This is a genomic window from Nocardioides sp. Root140 (genome assembly GCF_001426745.1).
In the GTDB taxonomy this organism is placed as follows: Bacteria; Actinomycetota; Actinomycetes; order Propionibacteriales; family Nocardioidaceae; genus Nocardioides.
In genome coordinates, this window is record NZ_LMFI01000010.1 from 80,478 (window position 1) to 96,856 (window position 16,379).

18 protein-coding genes are annotated in these 16,379 nt (G+C 70.2%); 6 read left to right on the top strand and 12 right to left on the bottom strand.

The window, feature by feature from the left end:
* Positions 1-40 precede the first annotated feature (40 nt).
* Together dapD and ASD30_RS10875 are read left to right on the top strand one after the other, a co-directional pair.
* Positions 41-985, top strand: a complete 945-nt coding sequence (gene dapD, locus ASD30_RS10870) for a 2,3,4,5-tetrahydropyridine-2,6-dicarboxylate N-succinyltransferase (protein WP_082563764.1) — start codon at positions 41-43, stop codon at positions 983-985.
* A 204-nt stretch (positions 986-1,189) separates the two neighbouring features.
* Positions 1,190-2,164, top strand: a complete 975-nt coding sequence (locus ASD30_RS10875; protein WP_056681354.1) for a hypothetical protein — start codon at positions 1,190-1,192, stop codon at positions 2,162-2,164.
* Between the two features lie 70 nt (positions 2,165-2,234).
* On the opposite strand, the gene dapC is transcribed toward ASD30_RS10875, so the two are convergent.
* Positions 2,235-3,362, bottom strand: a complete 1,128-nt coding sequence (dapC, locus tag ASD30_RS10880) for a succinyldiaminopimelate transaminase (RefSeq protein WP_056684803.1) — start codon at positions 3,360-3,362, stop codon at positions 2,235-2,237.
* 5 nt (positions 3,363-3,367) lie between these two features.
* On the bottom strand, positions 3,368-3,691 hold the full coding sequence (fdxA, locus tag ASD30_RS10885; protein ID WP_056681355.1) for a ferredoxin: 324 nt from the start codon (positions 3,689-3,691) through the stop codon (positions 3,368-3,370).
* 58 nt (positions 3,692-3,749) lie between these two features.
* On the opposite strand from fdxA, the gene ASD30_RS10890 reads away from it, so the two are divergent.
* A complete protein-coding gene (locus ASD30_RS10890; RefSeq protein WP_056681356.1) occupies positions 3,750-4,718 on the top strand; it encodes a GNAT family N-acetyltransferase in 969 nt (322 codons plus the stop codon).
* A gap of 101 nt (positions 4,719-4,819) precedes the next feature.
* Here the strand turns inward: ASD30_RS10890 and ASD30_RS10895 are convergent, their stop codons facing one another.
* The 8 genes from ASD30_RS10895 to ASD30_RS10930 form a co-directional block, all read right to left on the bottom strand.
* The gene (locus ASD30_RS10895) at positions 4,820-5,665 is read right to left on the bottom strand and encodes a hypothetical protein (RefSeq protein ID WP_056681357.1); all 846 of its coding nucleotides are present in this window, start codon (positions 5,663-5,665) and stop codon (positions 4,820-4,822) included.
* 143 nt (positions 5,666-5,808) lie between these two features.
* Positions 5,809-6,321, bottom strand: a complete 513-nt coding sequence (locus tag ASD30_RS10900) for a hypothetical protein (protein WP_156393624.1) — start codon at positions 6,319-6,321, stop codon at positions 5,809-5,811.
* A gap of 52 nt (positions 6,322-6,373) precedes the next feature.
* A complete protein-coding gene (locus tag ASD30_RS10905) occupies positions 6,374-7,231 on the bottom strand; it encodes a lipase family alpha/beta hydrolase (protein ID WP_056681359.1) in 858 nt (285 codons plus the stop codon).
* A 41-nt stretch (positions 7,232-7,272) separates the two neighbouring features.
* Positions 7,273-9,024, bottom strand: a complete 1,752-nt coding sequence (locus tag ASD30_RS10910) for a VanW family protein (RefSeq protein WP_162250949.1) — start codon at positions 9,022-9,024, stop codon at positions 7,273-7,275.
* Between the two features lie 27 nt (positions 9,025-9,051).
* On the bottom strand, positions 9,052-9,408 hold the full coding sequence (locus ASD30_RS10915) for a hypothetical protein (RefSeq protein WP_156388494.1): 357 nt from the start codon (positions 9,406-9,408) through the stop codon (positions 9,052-9,054).
* An 8-nt stretch (positions 9,409-9,416) separates the two neighbouring features.
* Positions 9,417-10,334, bottom strand: coding sequence for an N-acetyl-1-D-myo-inositol-2-amino-2-deoxy-alpha-D-glucopyranoside deacetylase (gene mshB / locus ASD30_RS10920; protein WP_056681362.1), 918 nt, complete (start codon positions 10,332-10,334; stop codon positions 9,417-9,419).
* 30 nt (positions 10,335-10,364) lie between these two features.
* Positions 10,365-10,655 (bottom strand): hypothetical protein, encoded by a 291-nt coding sequence (locus ASD30_RS10925; RefSeq protein ID WP_056681363.1) that lies wholly within the window; start codon positions 10,653-10,655, stop codon positions 10,365-10,367.
* Positions 10,652-11,035 carry a (deoxy)nucleoside triphosphate pyrophosphohydrolase gene (locus tag ASD30_RS10930; protein ID WP_056681364.1) on the bottom strand — a complete coding sequence of 128 codons (384 nt, stop codon included), beginning with the start codon at positions 11,033-11,035 and terminating at the stop codon, positions 10,652-10,654. The genes ASD30_RS10925 and ASD30_RS10930 overlap by 4 nt, the downstream gene beginning before the upstream one ends.
* 59 nt (positions 11,036-11,094) lie before the next feature.
* Between ASD30_RS10930 and ASD30_RS10935 the strand changes: the two genes are divergently transcribed.
* Positions 11,095-12,192 (top strand): hypothetical protein, encoded by a 1,098-nt coding sequence (locus tag ASD30_RS10935; RefSeq protein WP_056681365.1) that lies wholly within the window; start codon positions 11,095-11,097, stop codon positions 12,190-12,192.
* 86 nt (positions 12,193-12,278) lie between these two features.
* Here the strand turns inward: ASD30_RS10935 and ASD30_RS10940 are convergent, their stop codons facing one another.
* Positions 12,279-13,082 (bottom strand): thioesterase family protein, encoded by an 804-nt coding sequence (locus ASD30_RS10940; RefSeq protein ID WP_082563765.1) that lies wholly within the window; start codon positions 13,080-13,082, stop codon positions 12,279-12,281.
* Between the two features lie 89 nt (positions 13,083-13,171).
* Here ASD30_RS10940 and ASD30_RS10945 point away from each other — a divergent pair, with 89 nt between their 5' ends.
* On the top strand, positions 13,172-14,188 hold the full coding sequence (locus tag ASD30_RS10945) for an FUSC family protein (protein WP_235532565.1): 1,017 nt from the start codon (positions 13,172-13,174) through the stop codon (positions 14,186-14,188).
* Entirely contained in the window at positions 14,188-14,880 is a 693-nt protein-coding gene (locus ASD30_RS10950; protein ID WP_056681366.1) for a lysoplasmalogenase, read from the top strand. The genes ASD30_RS10945 and ASD30_RS10950 overlap by 1 nt, the downstream gene beginning before the upstream one ends.
* Before the next feature lie 40 nt (positions 14,881-14,920).
* Here ASD30_RS10950 and ASD30_RS10955 read toward each other — a convergent pair whose 3' ends face one another.
* The gene (locus tag ASD30_RS10955; protein ID WP_200951140.1) at positions 14,921-16,315 is read right to left on the bottom strand and encodes an FAD-dependent oxidoreductase; all 1,395 of its coding nucleotides are present in this window, start codon (positions 16,313-16,315) and stop codon (positions 14,921-14,923) included.
* Positions 16,316-16,379: the final 64 nt, after the last annotated feature.

A 16,379-nucleotide genomic window follows, 5' to 3' on the forward strand; every position in this document is an offset into this window, starting at 1 on the left:
TGTCCTGCGGCGCTGGGTGTCCGACCGTAGAGTTGCGCCCGTGACTGACACGACTTCCGGCCCCGCGTGGGCCCACGGCCTGGCCACTCTCACTCCCGACGGCACCGTCCTCGACGTCTGGTTCCCCGAGCCCGCGCTCGGCGCGGCACCGGACGACGCCTCGGCGCCCGCCGAGCTCACCGCGCTCGAGGGCTTCGACGACGTGCGCGGCGTACGCCGTGAGGTTCGGCTCGTCACGATCGCCGACCTGGCCGCCGCACCGGTCGACACCCCCGACACGTGGCTGCGCCTGCACCTCCTCTCGACCCGCCTGGTGCAGCCACACGGGCTCTCGCTCGACGGCATGTTCGGGCTGCTGACCAACGTCGTGTGGACCAGCGCCGGCCCGTGCGCCGTCGAGGGCTTCGAGCTGACCCGGACCCGGCTGCGTGCGGCCGGCCAGCACGTCACGGTCTTCAGCATCGACAAGTTCCCCCGCATGGTCGACTACGTGATCCCGAGCGGCGTCCGGATCGGTGACGCCGACCGCGTCCGCCTCGGCGCGCACCTCGCGTCGGGCACCACGGTCATGCACGAGGGCTTCGTGAACTTCAACGCCGGCACGCTCGGCGCCTCGATGGTCGAGGGTCGCATCTCCGGCGGCGTGGTCGTCGGCGACGGCTCCGACGTGGGCGGCGGAGCCTCGATCATGGGCACCCTCTCCGGCGGCGGCAAGCAGGTCATCTCCGTCGGCGAGCGTTGCCTCCTCGGTGCCAACTCCGGGCTCGGCATCTCCCTCGGCAACGACTGCGTGGTGGAGGCCGGCTGCTACGTCACCGCCGGCACCAAGGTCACGCTCGCGGACGGCTCCGTCGTGAAGGCGCTGGAGCTCTCCGGCGCCGACAACGTGCTGTTCCGCCGCAACTCGGTCAGCGGCGCGATCGAGGCCGTGGCGTGGAAGGGCGAGGGCATCGCGCTCAACACCGCCCTGCACGCCAACGACTAGGCGAATGACTCCACGGGGTGCCGGATCAGCGAGCGGTGCATTCGCGCCCGATCCGGCAATGCGGACGAGCGAAGGCGGGACGGAGTCCCGTCGGGTCGAGGACAACGCCGCCGGTCGGGATGCGGGGCACCGTGAGCCCGGCACTTCCCCTTGGAGTCACCCGCCTGGGGCCGGGTCACCCATCCCCACGTCAGGGACGGCACGATGATCACCCGCGGCCGGATCGCCGCTGGGGTGGCCGTCATCGCCGTCGTCGCCGGCGTGGCGATCGCGGTCGAGCGCGGCTTCGGGCCGTTGCCGGACCCCGAGTCGTGCACGGCGAAAGTCGCCGGGCACGAGGTCGAGCTCGACCTCGAACAGGCCGAGAACGCGTCGTTGATCTCCGCGATCGCCACGCGACGCGGCCTGCCCGCTCGGGCGGTCAGCATCGCGCTGGCCACGGCGTACCAGGAGTCGAAGATCATCAACCTGGAGTACGGCGACCGCGACTCCCTCGGCCTCTTCCAGCAGCGACCCTCCCAGGGTTGGGGCACCCGGGAGCAGCTGCTGGACCCGTACTACGCCACCAACGCGTTCTACGACGCGCTGGTCAAGATCGACGGCTACGAGACGATGCGGATCACCGAGGCCGCCCAGCGGGTGCAGAACTCCGGGTACCCCGAGGCCTACGAGGACCACGCCGAGGATGCCAAGACCCTGGCGTCGGCGCTGACCGGCAACTCCCAGGAGGGCAAGTTCAGCTGCGTGGTGCAGGGGCGTCCCGAGAGTGAGGACGACGACCTCGACGAGACGGGCCTGACCCACCGCGCGGCCGTCGTACGCGCAGACCTGGAGGCCGCGTTCGGTGACCAGGCGCTGGGCGGGTTCGCGCCCGAGGGTGTCGACTCAGGCCACATGGAGGGCTCGGCGCACTACGAGGGCCGGGCGATCGACGTGTTCGTCCGGCCGATCAACGAGGCGAACCGCAAGCAGGGTTGGGCGATGGCCTACTACCTGGTCGCCCAAGCCGACCGGCTCGACATCGAGCACGTGATCTTCGACGACATGATCTGGAGCTTCGGGTCCCGCTCGGAGTCGGGCTGGCGCGACTACGACCCCGGCGACGTCAAGGGCAAGCCCGCCGGGACGATCGCCGTGCTCGAGCACCGCGACCACGTGCACGTCGACGTCCACGACTGACCACCCAGACCTGCGCGAACCGTGGATTGTTGATGCGCGAACCGCGTGCTCTTGACGCGCGAACCGTGGATCAGGTCAGGCGGCGTACGGCGGTGTCGACACGTTCGTCGGTGGCGGTGAAGGCAACCCGCACGTGCTGGTGCCCGGCCGCGCCGTAGAACGCACCGGGAGCGACCAGGATGCCGAGCTCGGCGAGGGCGGCCACGGTGTCCCAGCAGTCCTCGTCGCGGGTGGCCCAGAGGTAGAGCGAGGCCTCGGAGTCGTCGATGCGGAAGCCGGCCCGCTCGAGCGCCTCACGCAGCTTGGCCCGGCGCGCGGCGTACCGCGCGTGCTGGTCGGCCACGTGGACGTCGTCGCCGAGCGCGGCGATCATCGCGAGCTGTTGCGGGTTGGGCATCTGCAGGCCGAGGTTCTTGCGCACCGCGAGCAGCTCACCGATCAGGGCGGTGTCGCCGGCGATGAACGCACACCGGTAGCCGGCCAGGTTCGAGCGCTTCGACAGCGAGTGCACCGCGAGGATGCCCTCGTGGCTGCCACCGCAGACGTCGGGGTGCAGCACGGAGATCGGCTGCTTGTCGGCGTCCCACGCCATCTCGATGTAGCACTCGTCGGAGACCAGGATCGTGCCGCGCTCGCGGCACCACTCGACCACCTTCTTGAGGTGGTCGGCGGGCAGCACCTTGCCGGTCGGGTTGGACGGCGAGTTGATCCAGAGGATCTTCGGCGTCTCGGGACCGATCGCGGTGAGCGAGTCGGCGGCCAGCGATCGGGCACCGACGAGCGCCGCGCCGACTTCGTACGTCGGGTAGGCCAGCCGCGGGAAGACCACCAGGTCACCCGCGCCGACGCCCAGGTGCAAGGCCAGGCTGGCGATCAGCTCCTTGGAGCCGATCACCGGGAGCACGCCGTCGAGGCCCACGCCGGTGACGCCGAGCGCGCGCACCATCCAGTCGATGATCGCCTGGCGGGTCTCGACCTTGCCGATCGTGACCGGGTAGCCCGGGCTGTCGGCGGCCGCGACCAACGCGTCCTGGGCCACCTTCGGCGTCGGGTCGACCGGCGTACCGACCGAGAGGTCGACGATGCCGTCGGCGTGCTCACGCGCGCGAGCGGCGTACGACGTCAGCTTGTCCCAGGGAAAGTCGGGAAGCCGCCCGGAGACGGTGGTTCCGAGAGGGCGCTGGCCCTCTCTGACCACCGAGCTCACTCCTGGTTCTGCGGCTCGAGGGCGGCGATGATCGGGTGGTCCTTGTCGATCTCGCCCATCTTGGCCGCGCCACCGGGCGAGCCGAGGTCTTCGAAGAAGCCGACGTTCGCGGTGTAGTAGTCCTTCCACTGCTCCGGGGTGTCGTCTTCGTAGAAGATCGCCTCGACCGGGCAGACCGGCTCACACGCACCACAGTCGACACACTCGTCGGGGTGGATGTAGAGCATGCGCTTGCCTTCGTAGATGCAGTCGACAGGGCACTCGTCGACACACGCGCGGTCCTTGAGGTCGACGCACGGCTGGGCGATGACGTAGGTCACCAGTTCCTCCTGAGGACTAACGAATGCGGGTTTCTGCAGACAGCCTAGTATCCCCCGCATGGAATCCGTCGGCGACTCCCACGACGTGGGCATGCATCGGCTCGGACCGCACGTGGTCGGCCGGCGCGTGGTGGTCCGGCGCGTGCTCCGTGGAGAGACCGGACCGTCCGGTGGTCCGGCCATGACCGACGTCCTCGGCGTGTGTACGGCGTGGGCCGACGGGGTCTGTGTCGTGGAGCCGGCCACGGGTCCGGCGGTGGTGATCCAGATCGCCGACATCGTCTCCGGCAAGCCGGTTCCGCCGCGCCCGTCGGTGCGCCACCGGGTCTCGGCCCGTGAGGCGGAGAGCCACGCCACGGCGCTCTGGGCGCACGTCGAGCGCGCGGCACTCGGCGAGTGGGAGCTCCGCTGCGACCCTGCTCCCGTGGGCCGCCTGCTGAAGCGGGCCAACTCCTGCCTGGCGATCGGAGACCCCGGTACGCCGTACGCCGAGGCAGAGTCCGCCGTACGTGCCTTCTACGCCGCGCGTTCGCGCGACCCGTTGGTGCAGGTCGAGACGGGGTCCGAGGCCGACGAGCACTTCACGCGGCAGGGCTGGCAGGTCGTGGCCGGCGGGGACTCGCACTTCCAGCTCGCCTCGCTCGCGCAGCTCTCGCGAGCGCTGCGCGGCGTCCCTGACTTCTCGACGCTCCTCGCCGGGGATGCACTGCCGCCGATGTCGGCCGGGCTGGCCCACGACGGACCACGACTCGACCTGTCCCTCCGGATCGGTGACCAGGTGGTGGCCTCCGCCAAGGTCGCGCTGTCCGGCGAGTGGCTCGGCATCCACGCCTTCGGCGTCGAACCGGCCTTCCGGCGCCGGGGACTGGCCCGCCGCATGCTCGCCGAGCTCGTCGAGTGGGGCGGCGAGAAGGGCGCCTCGACCGTCTGGCTGCACGTCGAGACCGACAACCAGCCGGCACTCGCGCTCTACGGCTCGCTCGGGTTCGCCACACACCACACGCTGCGCTACCTCTCCCCGGACTGAACGGACGCGCCCGCTCGGTCACCCGGGGCAGCCGTACCGCCGAACGGGCACAAGGCCGCCCTTTCGCCTCTTTCCGGGCCGAATCGGGCCGTTGTGCCCGTTCAGAGGTACGTGCGAAGGCACGCACGGACCCAGTCGCGCTCGGACATCACATGGGCGTGGCCGAACCGCAGCACCGTCCAGTCAGCGACTGTCAGGGACGTGTAGCGCCAGAGGTCCTGCTGGAACACCCTGATGTCGAGCCTGTGGTGCCGGTAGCTGTCAGCTTCGAGCACCAGCCGCCGGCCCACGTCGACCAGGTCCGGATGCACCAGCCGACCGGGCAACTGGATCGGATGCTGCGCAATGACGTCGAGCCCCACGTCGAGGGCGATCGCCCTCAGGCACGACTCGAAGGAGTTGGCCGAGAGCCCCGAGGCGCTTTCAGCCACTCGACGAATCTGCACGGACCCCGGGCCACGGGCCTGCGCGGCGGCCTCGACCAGGACGGCCTTGTCGACGTCGCGGGCACGCAGGGCGGAGTCGGCCACGCTGAGCGCCTCGTCGAAGGGCAGCTTCCTGGCGCAGTCGAGCACGGTGCGCAGCGGGTCGGTCACCCTCCCCACGGCGGGGGCGAACACAACGTGCATCTCCTCCCGCACCGACGCGGGCACGTTGCGGCTCCGGGGCACCGTCACCCAGGGCCGTGCCGGGGCGCGGGCAATCGGCCAGCCATGGAGTTGGGCCGCGCTGAGGTGTGAGGCCGTGCCGGACAGCCGCATCGCTGCCTGAGCCGCTTGGTGAGCAGACCGCAGGCCGAAGCGTCCGCGCCCGAGGCGGACGATGTGGCCCTGCCGGAGGGCCCCGGTGATCTCCCGCCTGGTCAGGTGCTCGAGCAGCTGAGCCCGGGTGGCCACGAACCCGAGCTCCTGCATGACGTCCTGGGCCTTGATCGTCTCCGGAATCACCCTTCCAGCCTGTGCGATGCCGACCGCCGGCGCATCCGGTCATCCACAGGGCACCCCGGGCGTACCGCCGAACGGGCACAGGGCGCTCCATCCCCCACTTCCGGGCCGAATCGGGCCGTTGTGCCCGTTCTTCGGTACGGCGCTCAGGTGTCGAGGTGGCCCGCCAGGCCGACCATGCTGGTGAACGGCTCGACGAGCTCCTCGATCTCGTCGCTGATCGCCCGGTTGGTGTCGCTGGCGCAGTTGTCGAGGTCCATCGACGTGCTGGCCGAACCCGCGTCCTGCACCTCGAGTGACATCGCGGTGCCGCCGGTGCACCCCTCCTCGACGTCCTCCGGCTCACCGAGCTCGTCGACCGCGTCGTCGAGATCGGCCACGAAGTCCTTCCACCGCCCGGCCGATATCTCGACGGTCTCGTCGGCCAGCACGTCGCCGTACGAGTCGACGACGAGGTGCACCGTGTCCTGGTCGAGCGTGAGGTCCCAGCTGCGGTGGTCCTCCGGCGGCACCGACGAGTCGGTGAAGTGCACGTGCACCGTCGTCGCGGCCGGGTCAGCGGGCGTGGCGTCCGCCGCGTCGGAGTCGTCGTTGCACGCGGACATCGACAACACGGTGACCAGCAGGGCCGGCCCGAGAACCTTCATGCGCTTCGTCATGGCGAGTACGACGGGATGCGGCCGGATCCGGTTCCCGCGCGCACGGCATCCGTCAGCAGGCAGGCTTGAACGTGGCGCGGGCCGGGCCGGCATGCGTCAGTGCGTCGAGGGTCCAACTGACCGCGGGCTTGCTGGTCGGGATCAGCACGTGCTCGGAGAGCTCGAGAGGGCAGGCGTTCTGGACGGTCAGGTTCGTGGTGCGCGGGCCGGCCCTCAGGTAGCCCGACGTGTGCGGCACGACGACCTCGTCGTACCGCGTGGTGATCTGGGTGTAGCTGACCGTGCCGGGGGTCTCGTCGCCGGCGTTGAGCCGCTGCAGGAACGGCGAGTCGGTGGCCTGCTGACTGCACGCCCGACAGACCACGTCGAGGAGCGGGCCGACCACTCCCATCAGTGGCGCCAGCCGACCGATCTGGTCGGTGCCGTGGTTGGACGGCGCGATGCCGACCAGGTCGTCGACGACCGCGGCGCCACCGAGGAACTTGAGGTAGTAGCGCGGCATCATGCCGCCCTGGCTGTGCCCGACCAACGACACCTTGGCGGCACCGGTCGCGTTGCGCACCTTGGCGACGTACGCCTTCAGGGCCTTCGCGGAGGTCGCGACGTCGCCGGTGCCGCGGTTGCCGTAGTCGAGGGAGAAGACGCAGAAGCCGGCCGCCTTGATGGCCTTCGACAGGTTCTCGAGGAGGTTCTTGCGGTCACCGAACGTGCCGTGCACGAGGATCACCGGCGTCGGCCGCTTGGCGGTGGGCTTGCAGTTCCAGTCGTTGGCGCCGGGTGGGTCACCCGCCGGAGAGGTCGGCAGCGGCAGCGGGAAGCCGTCACCGGCGGCCGAGGCCGGCGAGACGGGCAGCAGCCCCAGGAGGGCGAACCCGAGGAGCGAGGCGAGGAGCAGCGAGAGTCGGCGCATACCCGGTGAAACGACGCCGGGCGACGCGCGTTACTCGCGGGTCAGTTGTCGTCGCTGGGCTTCTCGTCCGGTTTCTTGGGTGCCTCCGGCTCCTTGCAGACCACGGAGTCGGACGGCGTGTACGTCGTGTGGAACTTCTCCGTGCGCTCGACGTTGCCGGAGCCGGCCTTCGCGAAGTAGCGCCACACGTTGATGTCGAAACCGCCGTACCCGCTGTTCGGGTAGCAGTCGGCGGTGGTCATCGTGCGCGTCTGCGGCGAGGTGAAGTTGTAGCGCTCACCGGTCTTGGTGGTGATGTCCCAGACCTTGGTGGAGTACATCGACACGGTCAGGGATCCCTGGCCGGACGGCGAGCTCGGGGCCAGGTGCGCGTTGATCAGCACGCCGTGGTCGGTGTCGTTCTTGAACTTCAGGTCGAGCGAGCCCCACACCACGGTGGCCTCGCGACCGACCGGGTAGCGGTCGATGTAGAACGAGTGCGGCTTGTGCTCGACGTCCTCGAGGCCGGCGAAGAACATCGCGTTGAACAGGGTGGTCGCCATCTGCGAGACGCCGCCGCCGAAGTCTTCCTTGAAGATGCCGTTGCTGATGATGAAGCCCTTGGTGAAGCCGTTCTCGGCCGTGCGCTCCCCCACGGTGTCGTTCAGGGAGAACGTCTCGCCGGGCTTGAGGATCGTGCCGCTGATCAGCTCGGCGGCGCGGCCGAGGTTGACGTTGCGGTACTCGGCGTACGGGAAGTGGGTGGTGAACGTCGAGATCTGCGTCTTGATGCCGAGCTTCTTCGCGTCGGCGGTGGTGAAGTCGGGCTGCTTGACCGTGGCCTTCACCTTGACCTCGCGGCCGGACTCCTTCGCGACCAGGTCGAGGAACGCGGAGCTGATGTCGGAGGGCTCGTAGTCGACGCCCGGCTTGGCCGGGATCACCTTGGGCTTGCCGTTGACCAGCTTGACCGTCGCGTCGACGGGGGCACCCTTGGGATCGGAGAACTGCGAGCGCACCAGCTTGGTCAGCCGCTTCTCGTCGAGGTCGGGGACCAGCCTGCCGTTCTCGGCCTTCATGCTCAGCACCGGCGCGAACTGGGCCGGGCTGAGCCGCACCTTGGCCTTGTCGAAGACCAGGGTGACCGGACCGGACACGGCCGCGTTGCCGAAGTCGTTGAGGGCGTTCTGCACGTCGTCGTCATTGATGTCGGGGTCGGCCTCGACCAGGTCGAGCTCGGCCGCGTCACCGGTCAGCAGCGCGTTCGTGAGCTCTTCACGGGCCTGGTCGGGATCGATCGCGGTGCCCTTGGCCGACGCGACCCTGTGCACCCGGCCGCCCTTGAAGGTGACGGCGCCGTCCTTGGTCGGCGTACCGAACTCCTTGGTCAGCTTGTCGACGGTGGCGGTGAGCGCGGCCTCGTCGGTGTTCACGACGGGGTCGATGTCCTCGCCGCCGGTGTAGTAGTGCCACAGCCGGGTCGGCGACCAGCTGCGACCGCCGCCGGCCTCCGTCACGGACGCCTCGGCGTCGACCTCGATGCCGGTGTCGGCCACCGGGACGCTGGTCTTCTTGCCGTCGACCGTGACGTCGATCTCCGCGCGGTCGGCCATGCCCTCCTCGAGGGTCGACACCGCGTCGCCGTGCGACTTGCCGCCGATGTCTATGCCGGCGACGGACGCACCACGGGGCACCTTGGCCCCGGCTCCGGCGTACGCCGCGACGTACCCGCCACCGAACAGGACGAGGAGGCCGAGGATCGTCAGGATGACGACCCGGCCTCCATTGCTCTCACGCGAGGGCTTGGTGTTCACCCGCGCCATCCTAACGGCGCGGGTGGCCTATCCAGATTCGTCGGTGCGCCGCCTCACGGGCAGCGTCACGATCACGAAGACCAGCATCGCCAGGCCACCGACCAGCAGCCCGTAGCCGCGCGCGCTGGAGAGCACGACGTAGTCACCCTCGGGTCGGGTCTGCAGGAGCAGGAACACCATGGCCAGCCAGCCGAGACCGAATCCGCTGCGCAACCAGCCTGCCGACAGCGCCCAGGTCGCGCTCAACGGGGCAGCCAGCGCCAGCGCCAACCAGGCCCACGACTTCTCGTGAACCAGCACTGACGCGATGGCCGTGCCGCCGCCGATCAGCGCGGCGACGATCACGACGGCAACGAGCAGGATGCCGCGGGGCGGCCACGCCATGAAGCGCGTCACAGACCCGCGAACAGGTCGGCCTCGAGGCCGTCGTCGCCGACCGGGCCGGGCGTGCCCTTGGCAAGCCGGAAGTATTCGTCGGCCCAGAACGCGTGCCCGCTCTCGGCGCCCGAGAAGAAGAACCCGTCCTGCTCGATCTGGGTGGTGTGCGCCTTGAGCGCGGCCATCTTGCGGTCGATGAAGCCGCTGCCGTCGACGCGCGCCGCGATCAGCTCGTCGGGCGTCACGAACGGCCCGAGGTCGCCGTCGGGCTCCATGCCCTCGAACGACTCGGTGTCACCCGACTCACGGATCGCCCGCAGGCTCTCGCGCATCTTGTTCTCGCTCATCGCGCCCCAGTAGATCTTCGCGATCTCCCAGGGCTCACCGAGGTCGAGCTTGTACGACGTCACGGCGGCCAGCTGTGCGGCGTACATCGCCACGCGGTGGGCCTGGATGTGGTCGGGGTGCCCGTAGCCGCCGAACTGGTCGTAGGTGACCAGCACCTGCGGCCGGACCTCGCGGATCACCTTCACCAGGTGGTCGGCCGCCTCGGTGAGGTCGGCGTGCCAGAAGGCGTTCTCGTGACCACTCCCATTTTCTGGCAGGTCGGCCGCCACGGCGTGGCCGTCCTCGTGCCATTTCATGCCGGAGTCGCGGTAGGTGCCGAAGCCGCCGAGGAAGCGGTGGTCGGAGACACCGAGCTCCTTCATCGCGTCCTCGAGCTCGCCGCGCCGGTGCTCACCGAGCTGGTCGTCCTTGTCGGCAGCGAGGTGCTCGAGCTCCTTCACGAGGATCTCGCCCATCTCGCCTGCCGTACAGGTGACGAGCGTGACGCCCCTGCCCTCGGCGACGTACCTGGCCATGGTCGCGCCCTGGCCGATCGACTCGTCGTCGGGGTGGGCGTGCACGAGGAGCAGTCGCTGGTCATTCATGGGACCAGCCTAGTGAGCGGGCTCCAGCTTTTATTCAGCCGTCGGTCGCTTGATGCGCTTCGGCGCGGTCGGCAGGTCGAGCGGGGGTACGACGACGGACGGGCCGGCCGGCACGTCGTCGGTGTCCATCCACCCGTCGTACTGGTCGATCAGCATCTCGAACTGGAACGGCGGCGCATCCGTGAGCACCGCCCACGGGTGGTCCTCGTCGTCGTCCTCACCGGCCAGACGCTCGCGCACGACGGAGGCCTCCCACCCCTCGCGCTGCAGCTGGGCGACGACGGCCCGCGCGTCGTCCTCCTCGAAGAAGATGCCTCTCACGCGTCCAGTATCCCAGCAAGCTGACCCAGGAACGGGCGGTCGGGCTGAAGCCAGTCGACGTCGTCGAGCTCCTCGGGCGTCAGCCAGCGCAGGGCGTCGTGCTCGGTCGGCTCCGGCTCGCCGTCGACGAGGTCGACCACTGCCACGCGCAGCTCGTGCGTCGAGCCGATCGGCACCACGCCGTCGAGCCAGCTCCTGACCCGCACGACGCAGCCGAGCTCCTCGGCGATCTCGCGCACCAGCGCGTCGGCCGGCGACTCGCCGGGCTCGACCTTGCCGCCGGGGAACTCCCAGCGGCCGGCGGCGTCGGGCGGCGACGTACGCCGGGCAGCGAGCACGCACCCGTGACGGACGATGGCGGCACCGACGACGGGCTTCATGGTGCGTCAGCCTGCCACGTCCCGAGGAGGGTCGTGGCCGCGATCGCTACGGTGGGGCCATGGCCTTCGAGTTCGTGCAGGGCGTCCACCTGCACCGCACCGACGAGAACATCGACGAGATCGACGCGCTGGCCGACCGGCTCGGTGGCAGGGTCGGGTTGGAGGGGGTCCTCAAGGACCTGAACCGCCAGGCCCGACGCAGCTTCTTCGCGTTCGGTCGGGCCGTGCACCGCGCCTACCGGTGGGACCGCTCCGACTGCCGCAGCGCGCGGTGGTGGCCGCAGGGCATCACCACCTCGGCGGACGCATCCGACACCGAGGACTTCGACGGCCGACGACTGCTGGTCACGACCTGGTACGCCAAGGAGACCGAGGGCGTGAACAAGGGGTCGCGCATCAGCATCGTCGACCTCGAGACGCTGAAGTACCGCCACGTCCTGCTCGTCGTACCGACCCTCGGCGAGGACGGCGAGATGAAGCTGGCACCGCTCAAGGTGCACGCCGGCGGCATCGTGTGGGCGGGGCCGTACCTCCACATCGCGGCCACCTCGAAGGGAATCATGACCTGCCGGGTCGATGACATCCTGCGCGTACCCGACGAGCGCGGCGTCCTCGACCGGCTCAAGCTCGGCGCGGCCGAGGACAAGGTCGCGTCGTTCGGCTACCGCTACGTGCTGCCGGTCCGGTTCTCCTACAAGGCCTACTCCGACGAGGGTCTCGACCGCTTGCGCTACTCGTTCATGTCGCTGGACCGTTCGGCCGACCCGCCCGAGCTGGTCGTCGGCGAATACGGCCGCGGCAAGCAGACCACGCGGCTCGCGCGCTATCCGATCGACGCCGAGAGCATGCACCTCGTGCTGGGCGACGACGGCTACTCGCGGCCGCTGATGCTCGACGACGGTGGCGTCGTCCAGATGCAGGGCATCGCGGTCACCGGCGGCCACTACTACGCGACCGCGTCCAACGGGCCGGTCTTCCCGGGCAACGTGTACGTCGGCAGGCCCGGCGACTTCCGCAAGCACAAGTGGGCCACGCCGATCGGGTGCGAGGACCTGTCCTACTGGCCTTCACGCCAGGAGCTGTGGTCGGTCACCGAGCACCCGAACCGCCGCTGGATCTTCTCTATGCGGAAGAAGTGGTTCGACAAGCGGTCCTGAGAGACCGCAAGAATCCACGGCTCGAGGCGCAAGAATCCACGGCTCGCGCATCAAAAACCCACGGTTCGCGAGGGAAAGGACAAGGGTCAGCGGGGGGCGCGGGCCAGCTGACGGGACTGCGCGACGAGGCGTCCGGCGGAGTCCCAGACCTCGCAGTCCTCCTCGAACATGCCTCCGGCGACGTTGCGCGTCGCATGGCGCACCTTGAGCCAGCCCGGCGCCGGGATCGCCCGCACGTGCGCGGTCAGCTCGAGCGTCGGCGCCCAGCCGGGCAGGCCCAGGTCGTAGGTGGCCGGCGGCAGCGCGTCGACCATCAGCAGGAGTGACAGCGCGTCGGGTTCACGCGCGTCGGCGAGCCGGATCCAGCCCTGGACGACGCCGTTGCCGCTGGGCTGCCCGACCGCCCAGCCGGCGTACGCCGGGTCGAGGCGGAGGTCGAAGCGCGAGAGGAGCGGGGCGGTCTTCTTGAGCTTCTCTGGTGCCGCCGAGGTCGGCAGGCACTGCTCCAGCGGCGGAAGCTCGGGCTCGACGGCCGACGTGCGCACGTCGTCGGGCAGACCGGACAGGTCGCCGTACGTCGCGAGCACGGTGATCCGGTCGGCGCCGTCCTGGCTGAGATCGGCGGCGAGGGTGGCCACGCTGCCACCGTCACGGATCACGCGGGAGCGCACCGTGGCCGGACCGGGCGTCGAGGCGGAGAGGTAGTAGGCGCTCACCGAGATCGGGTCGGGCTTGCCGGGCGCGGCCTCGCGCAGGGCATTGCCGATGACCGCGAGCAGGTAGCCGCCGTTGACGCCACCACCGACGACCCACCCCTCGCCCAGCTCGACGGTGTGCTCCCCGGTGCCGTTGGCGGTGACCTCGATGTCACGGTCGAACTCAGTTCCCATGCCGTTGATCCTAGGAGGGCTCGGCGACACCGCACGATGCATCGGACCGTGCGCTCGGTCACCCTGCCCCTCCATGGATGATGGGGGCCGTGATCCGACACCGCGACATCGCCCGTGACGCCCTCCGGTTCGGGCCACACGGCGGCGCGCACCGGGTGGCCATGCGGGCCGGGGTCTCGGTGTTCGTGCCCTTGGTCGTGCTGTGGTCGATGGGCCACCTCGACTGGTCCATCTACGCAGCGTTCGGCGCCTTCACCTCCCTCTACGGACGCCAACGCACCGGGCGCGCCCGGCTCCAGCTGCAACTGACCCTCGCGCTCGCCCTCACCGTGTCGGTCGGGGTCGGCGTGCTGGTCGGCATGTCGCCGCACCGGGCCTGGCTCGCCGTACCGGTGGCCGGTCTGGTCGCCGGGGTCGGCTCGTGGGTCTCCGACCTGGAGGAGTGGCACCCGCCCGGGCCGCTGTTCATGATCTTCGCCTTCGCGGCCGTCGCCTCGATCCCCGCGCAGCCCGGCGACATCGTGACCGGGTGCCTGGTCGCGGGCAGCTCCGCCCTCTTCGCCGTCGCGATCGGTTCGACGGGGCACCTCTGGCGTGCCGTACGCCGACCCGGCGGACAGGTGTCGGCGTGGCACCCCAGGCGCAGCTCGGCGGCCGGGCGCCACGTCGCCCGCAACGTCGTCGGCGTGGTGGTCGCCGGCGGCGTGGCCACTGCGATCGGCATCGGGCACCCCTACTGGGCGATGGTCTCCGCCGTGGTGCCGTTGGCCGCCCGTGACCTGCTCCCCCAGACGGTGCGTGGCGTCCAGCGCGTCGTCGGCACCGGTCTCGGACTGCTCACCGCCGGGCTCCTGCTCTGGCTCGACCCGGGCGGTCTGGCGCTGATCCTGGTGGTCGTCGTGCTGCAGGTGGGCGCCGAGCTGCTGGTCGGTCGCAACTACGCACTCGCGCTGGTGGTGATCACTCCGCTGGCCCTGCTGATGGTGCACCTGGCCGCACCCATCCCTACCCGCACCCTGCTCTTCGACCGGGGTGTCGAGACCGTGATCGGCGTCGCGATCGGCATCCTGATCGGATACCTCACTCGTGATCGGAGTCGTGCCTGATGCCGCGTCCCCTCCTGTCCGTCGCCCTGCTCGGACTGCTCTCGGCCGTGACCGGCGTCCACCTGTGGGCGCAGTGGATGGCACAGGGCCGGGTTGCCGACGGCACCCAGTGGCTGCTGATGCCGTTGCTGGCCGGGGCCCTGTGGCTCGACACCCGCTCGGGCCGCAGCCGACTGGCCCGGCTCACCCTTCTGGCACTGGTGTTCTCGTGGCTGGGCGACGCACTGCCGGGGTTCTTCTCCGGCGACGCCGACTTCCTGGTGATGGTCGGCTGCTTCCTGCTGGCCCAGCTCACCTACGTCAACGCCTTCCTGCCGTACGCCGACCGCTCGGTGCTGCACGTCGGACGCATCGCGCTGGCGCCGTACGTCGTGTTCGTCATCGTGCTGGTCACGCTGTGCGCAGCCGGCGCCGGTGTCCTGTTGATCCCGGTCCTCATCTACGGCGGATGCCTCGGCGCGATGGCGGTCCTGGCCACCGGCGTCAACGGCCTGGTCTGGGTCGGCGGCACGACGTTCCTGGTCTCCGACGCGATGATCGCCCTCGACGCGTTCAGCGACCTCGAGATCCCGCACAGCGACTTCTGGGTGATGCTCACCTACGTGGTCGCGCAGGTGCTGATCGTCCTCGGCGTCGAGGAGAAGGCCGAGCAACCCACCGACCCGTCGCCAGTTCCCACTGACCCGTCGTGAGTCTGAGCTGACCCGTCGCCAGTTTCGAACCGGCGACAGCTCAGGCGAGCCCGGCCAGCACCTCGTTGAACGACTCGGTGCTCGACGGGTGGGTCCAGATGCCGTCGCGCAGCTGCGAGGCGGTCGCCCCGGCGCGCATGGCCAGCGCGACCAGGTTGACCAGCTCCTGCGCGTCGATGCAGAACAGTGCCGCGCCCAGCACCTCGTCGGTGTCCGCGTCGACGACGAACTTGATCAGGCCGTGGGTCTCCCCCACGATCTTGGGCCGGGGCATGGCGGCGATCGCGGCCACCGGCTTCGCGGCCACCTTCACGGCGCGCCCCTGCTCACGGGCCTCTGCCTCCGTGACGCCGACCCGTCCCAACGGCGGGGTGAGGAACGTCGTGGTGGGCACGGCGACCCGGTCGCCGGTGGTGCGGGTTCCGGACCCGGTGAGCTGGTCGAGCACGATGCGGTGGTCGTCGTAGGAGACGTAGGTGAACTGCGGCCCGCCGTTGACGTCGCCGACCGCGAAGACGTGCGGTCGGCTGGTGCGCAGGTGCTCGTCGACCGCGATCGCCCCCTTCTCGGTCATCTCGATGCCGGCGGCGTCGAGGCCGAGCCCGTCGGTGGCCGGGTGTCGGCCGACGGCGACGAGCACGGCACCGGCCGTGATCTCCCGTGCCTCGCCGTCGACCTCGTGCCGGACGACGGCGCCGTCGATCGCGGTGACCTTCGCGCCCTGCACGAACGTCACCCCGACCTCCTCGAGGGAGCCACGCACGGCGGCCGCGACGTCCTCGTCCTCGCGCATCAGCAGGCGTGCGCCGCGGTCGAGCACCGTGACGTGTGAGCCGAACCGGGCGAACATGCCCGCGAACTCGAGACCGATCGGCCCGCCCCCGACCACGACCAGCTCGGCCGGCAACGGATCGACGTGCTGGAGGGTCGTGCTGGTGTACACCACCGGGTTGTCGACCAGCCCGGGCAGGTCGGGAAGCACAGGCACCGAGCCGGTGTTGACGATGATCGTGTCGGCGCGCACCCGCAGCACGTCGTCGCCGCCGGTGACCTCGACGGTGTGCTCGTCGACGAACGTCGCGCGTCCGGTCAGCGCGGTGACGGTGTCGACGACGTCGAGCATCTCGAAGTTCTTCGCGCGCAGCTTGCCGATGAGGGTGTCGCGGAAGGCCACCGCGTCGGTGAACCAGGCCTGCGGGTCGTCACCCTCCCGGCGCCTCTCCGCCTGGTGCACGAGCGCCTTGGTCGGCACGCAGCCGATGTTGATGCACGTGCCGCCGTACATCTCGTCGGACTGCTCCACCATGACCACGCGCTGCCCGGCCCGGCCGAGGGCACCGGCGAGCGTCTTGCCCGCCTTGCCCCAACCGATCACGAGTACGTCGGTCTCCAGCGCCTGCACGGGTGCCTCCTCGGAAGTCGTTGTGCCGCCCATCGTGGCAGCCCGATGACCGACAGTGGTGCTGGCACCACCTGGAGACGGGTCCGAGCGCCCTCGC

Excerpts from the sequence above, each read along its gene's own strand:
- ASD30_RS10955 (WP_200951140.1), bottom strand. The coding sequence starts at position 16,315 with ATGGGCGGCACAACGACTTCCGAGGAGGCACCCGTGCAGGCGCTGGAG.
- mshB (WP_056681362.1), bottom strand. The coding sequence starts at position 10,334 with ATGAATGACCAGCGACTGCTCCTCGTGCACGCCCACCCCGACGACGAG.
- ASD30_RS10905 (WP_056681359.1), bottom strand. The coding sequence starts at position 7,231 with ATGCGCCGACTCTCGCTGCTCCTCGCCTCGCTCCTCGGGTTCGCCCTC.
- ASD30_RS10900 (WP_156393624.1), bottom strand. The coding sequence starts at position 6,321 with ATGACGAAGCGCATGAAGGTTCTCGGGCCGGCCCTGCTGGTCACCGTG.
- ASD30_RS10890 (WP_056681356.1), top strand. The coding sequence starts at position 3,750 with ATGGAATCCGTCGGCGACTCCCACGACGTGGGCATGCATCGGCTCGGA.
- ASD30_RS10915 (WP_156388494.1), bottom strand. The coding sequence starts at position 9,408 with ATGGCGTGGCCGCCCCGCGGCATCCTGCTCGTTGCCGTCGTGATCGTC.
- ASD30_RS10875 (WP_056681354.1), top strand. The coding sequence starts at position 1,190 with ATGATCACCCGCGGCCGGATCGCCGCTGGGGTGGCCGTCATCGCCGTC.
- ASD30_RS10935 (WP_056681365.1), top strand. The coding sequence starts at position 11,095 with ATGGCCTTCGAGTTCGTGCAGGGCGTCCACCTGCACCGCACCGACGAG.
- ASD30_RS10950 (WP_056681366.1), top strand. The coding sequence starts at position 14,188 with ATGCCGCGTCCCCTCCTGTCCGTCGCCCTGCTCGGACTGCTCTCGGCC.
- ASD30_RS10940 (WP_082563765.1), bottom strand. The coding sequence starts at position 13,082 with ATGGGAACTGAGTTCGACCGTGACATCGAGGTCACCGCCAACGGCACC.
- ASD30_RS10930 (WP_056681364.1), bottom strand. The coding sequence starts at position 11,035 with ATGAAGCCCGTCGTCGGTGCCGCCATCGTCCGTCACGGGTGCGTGCTC.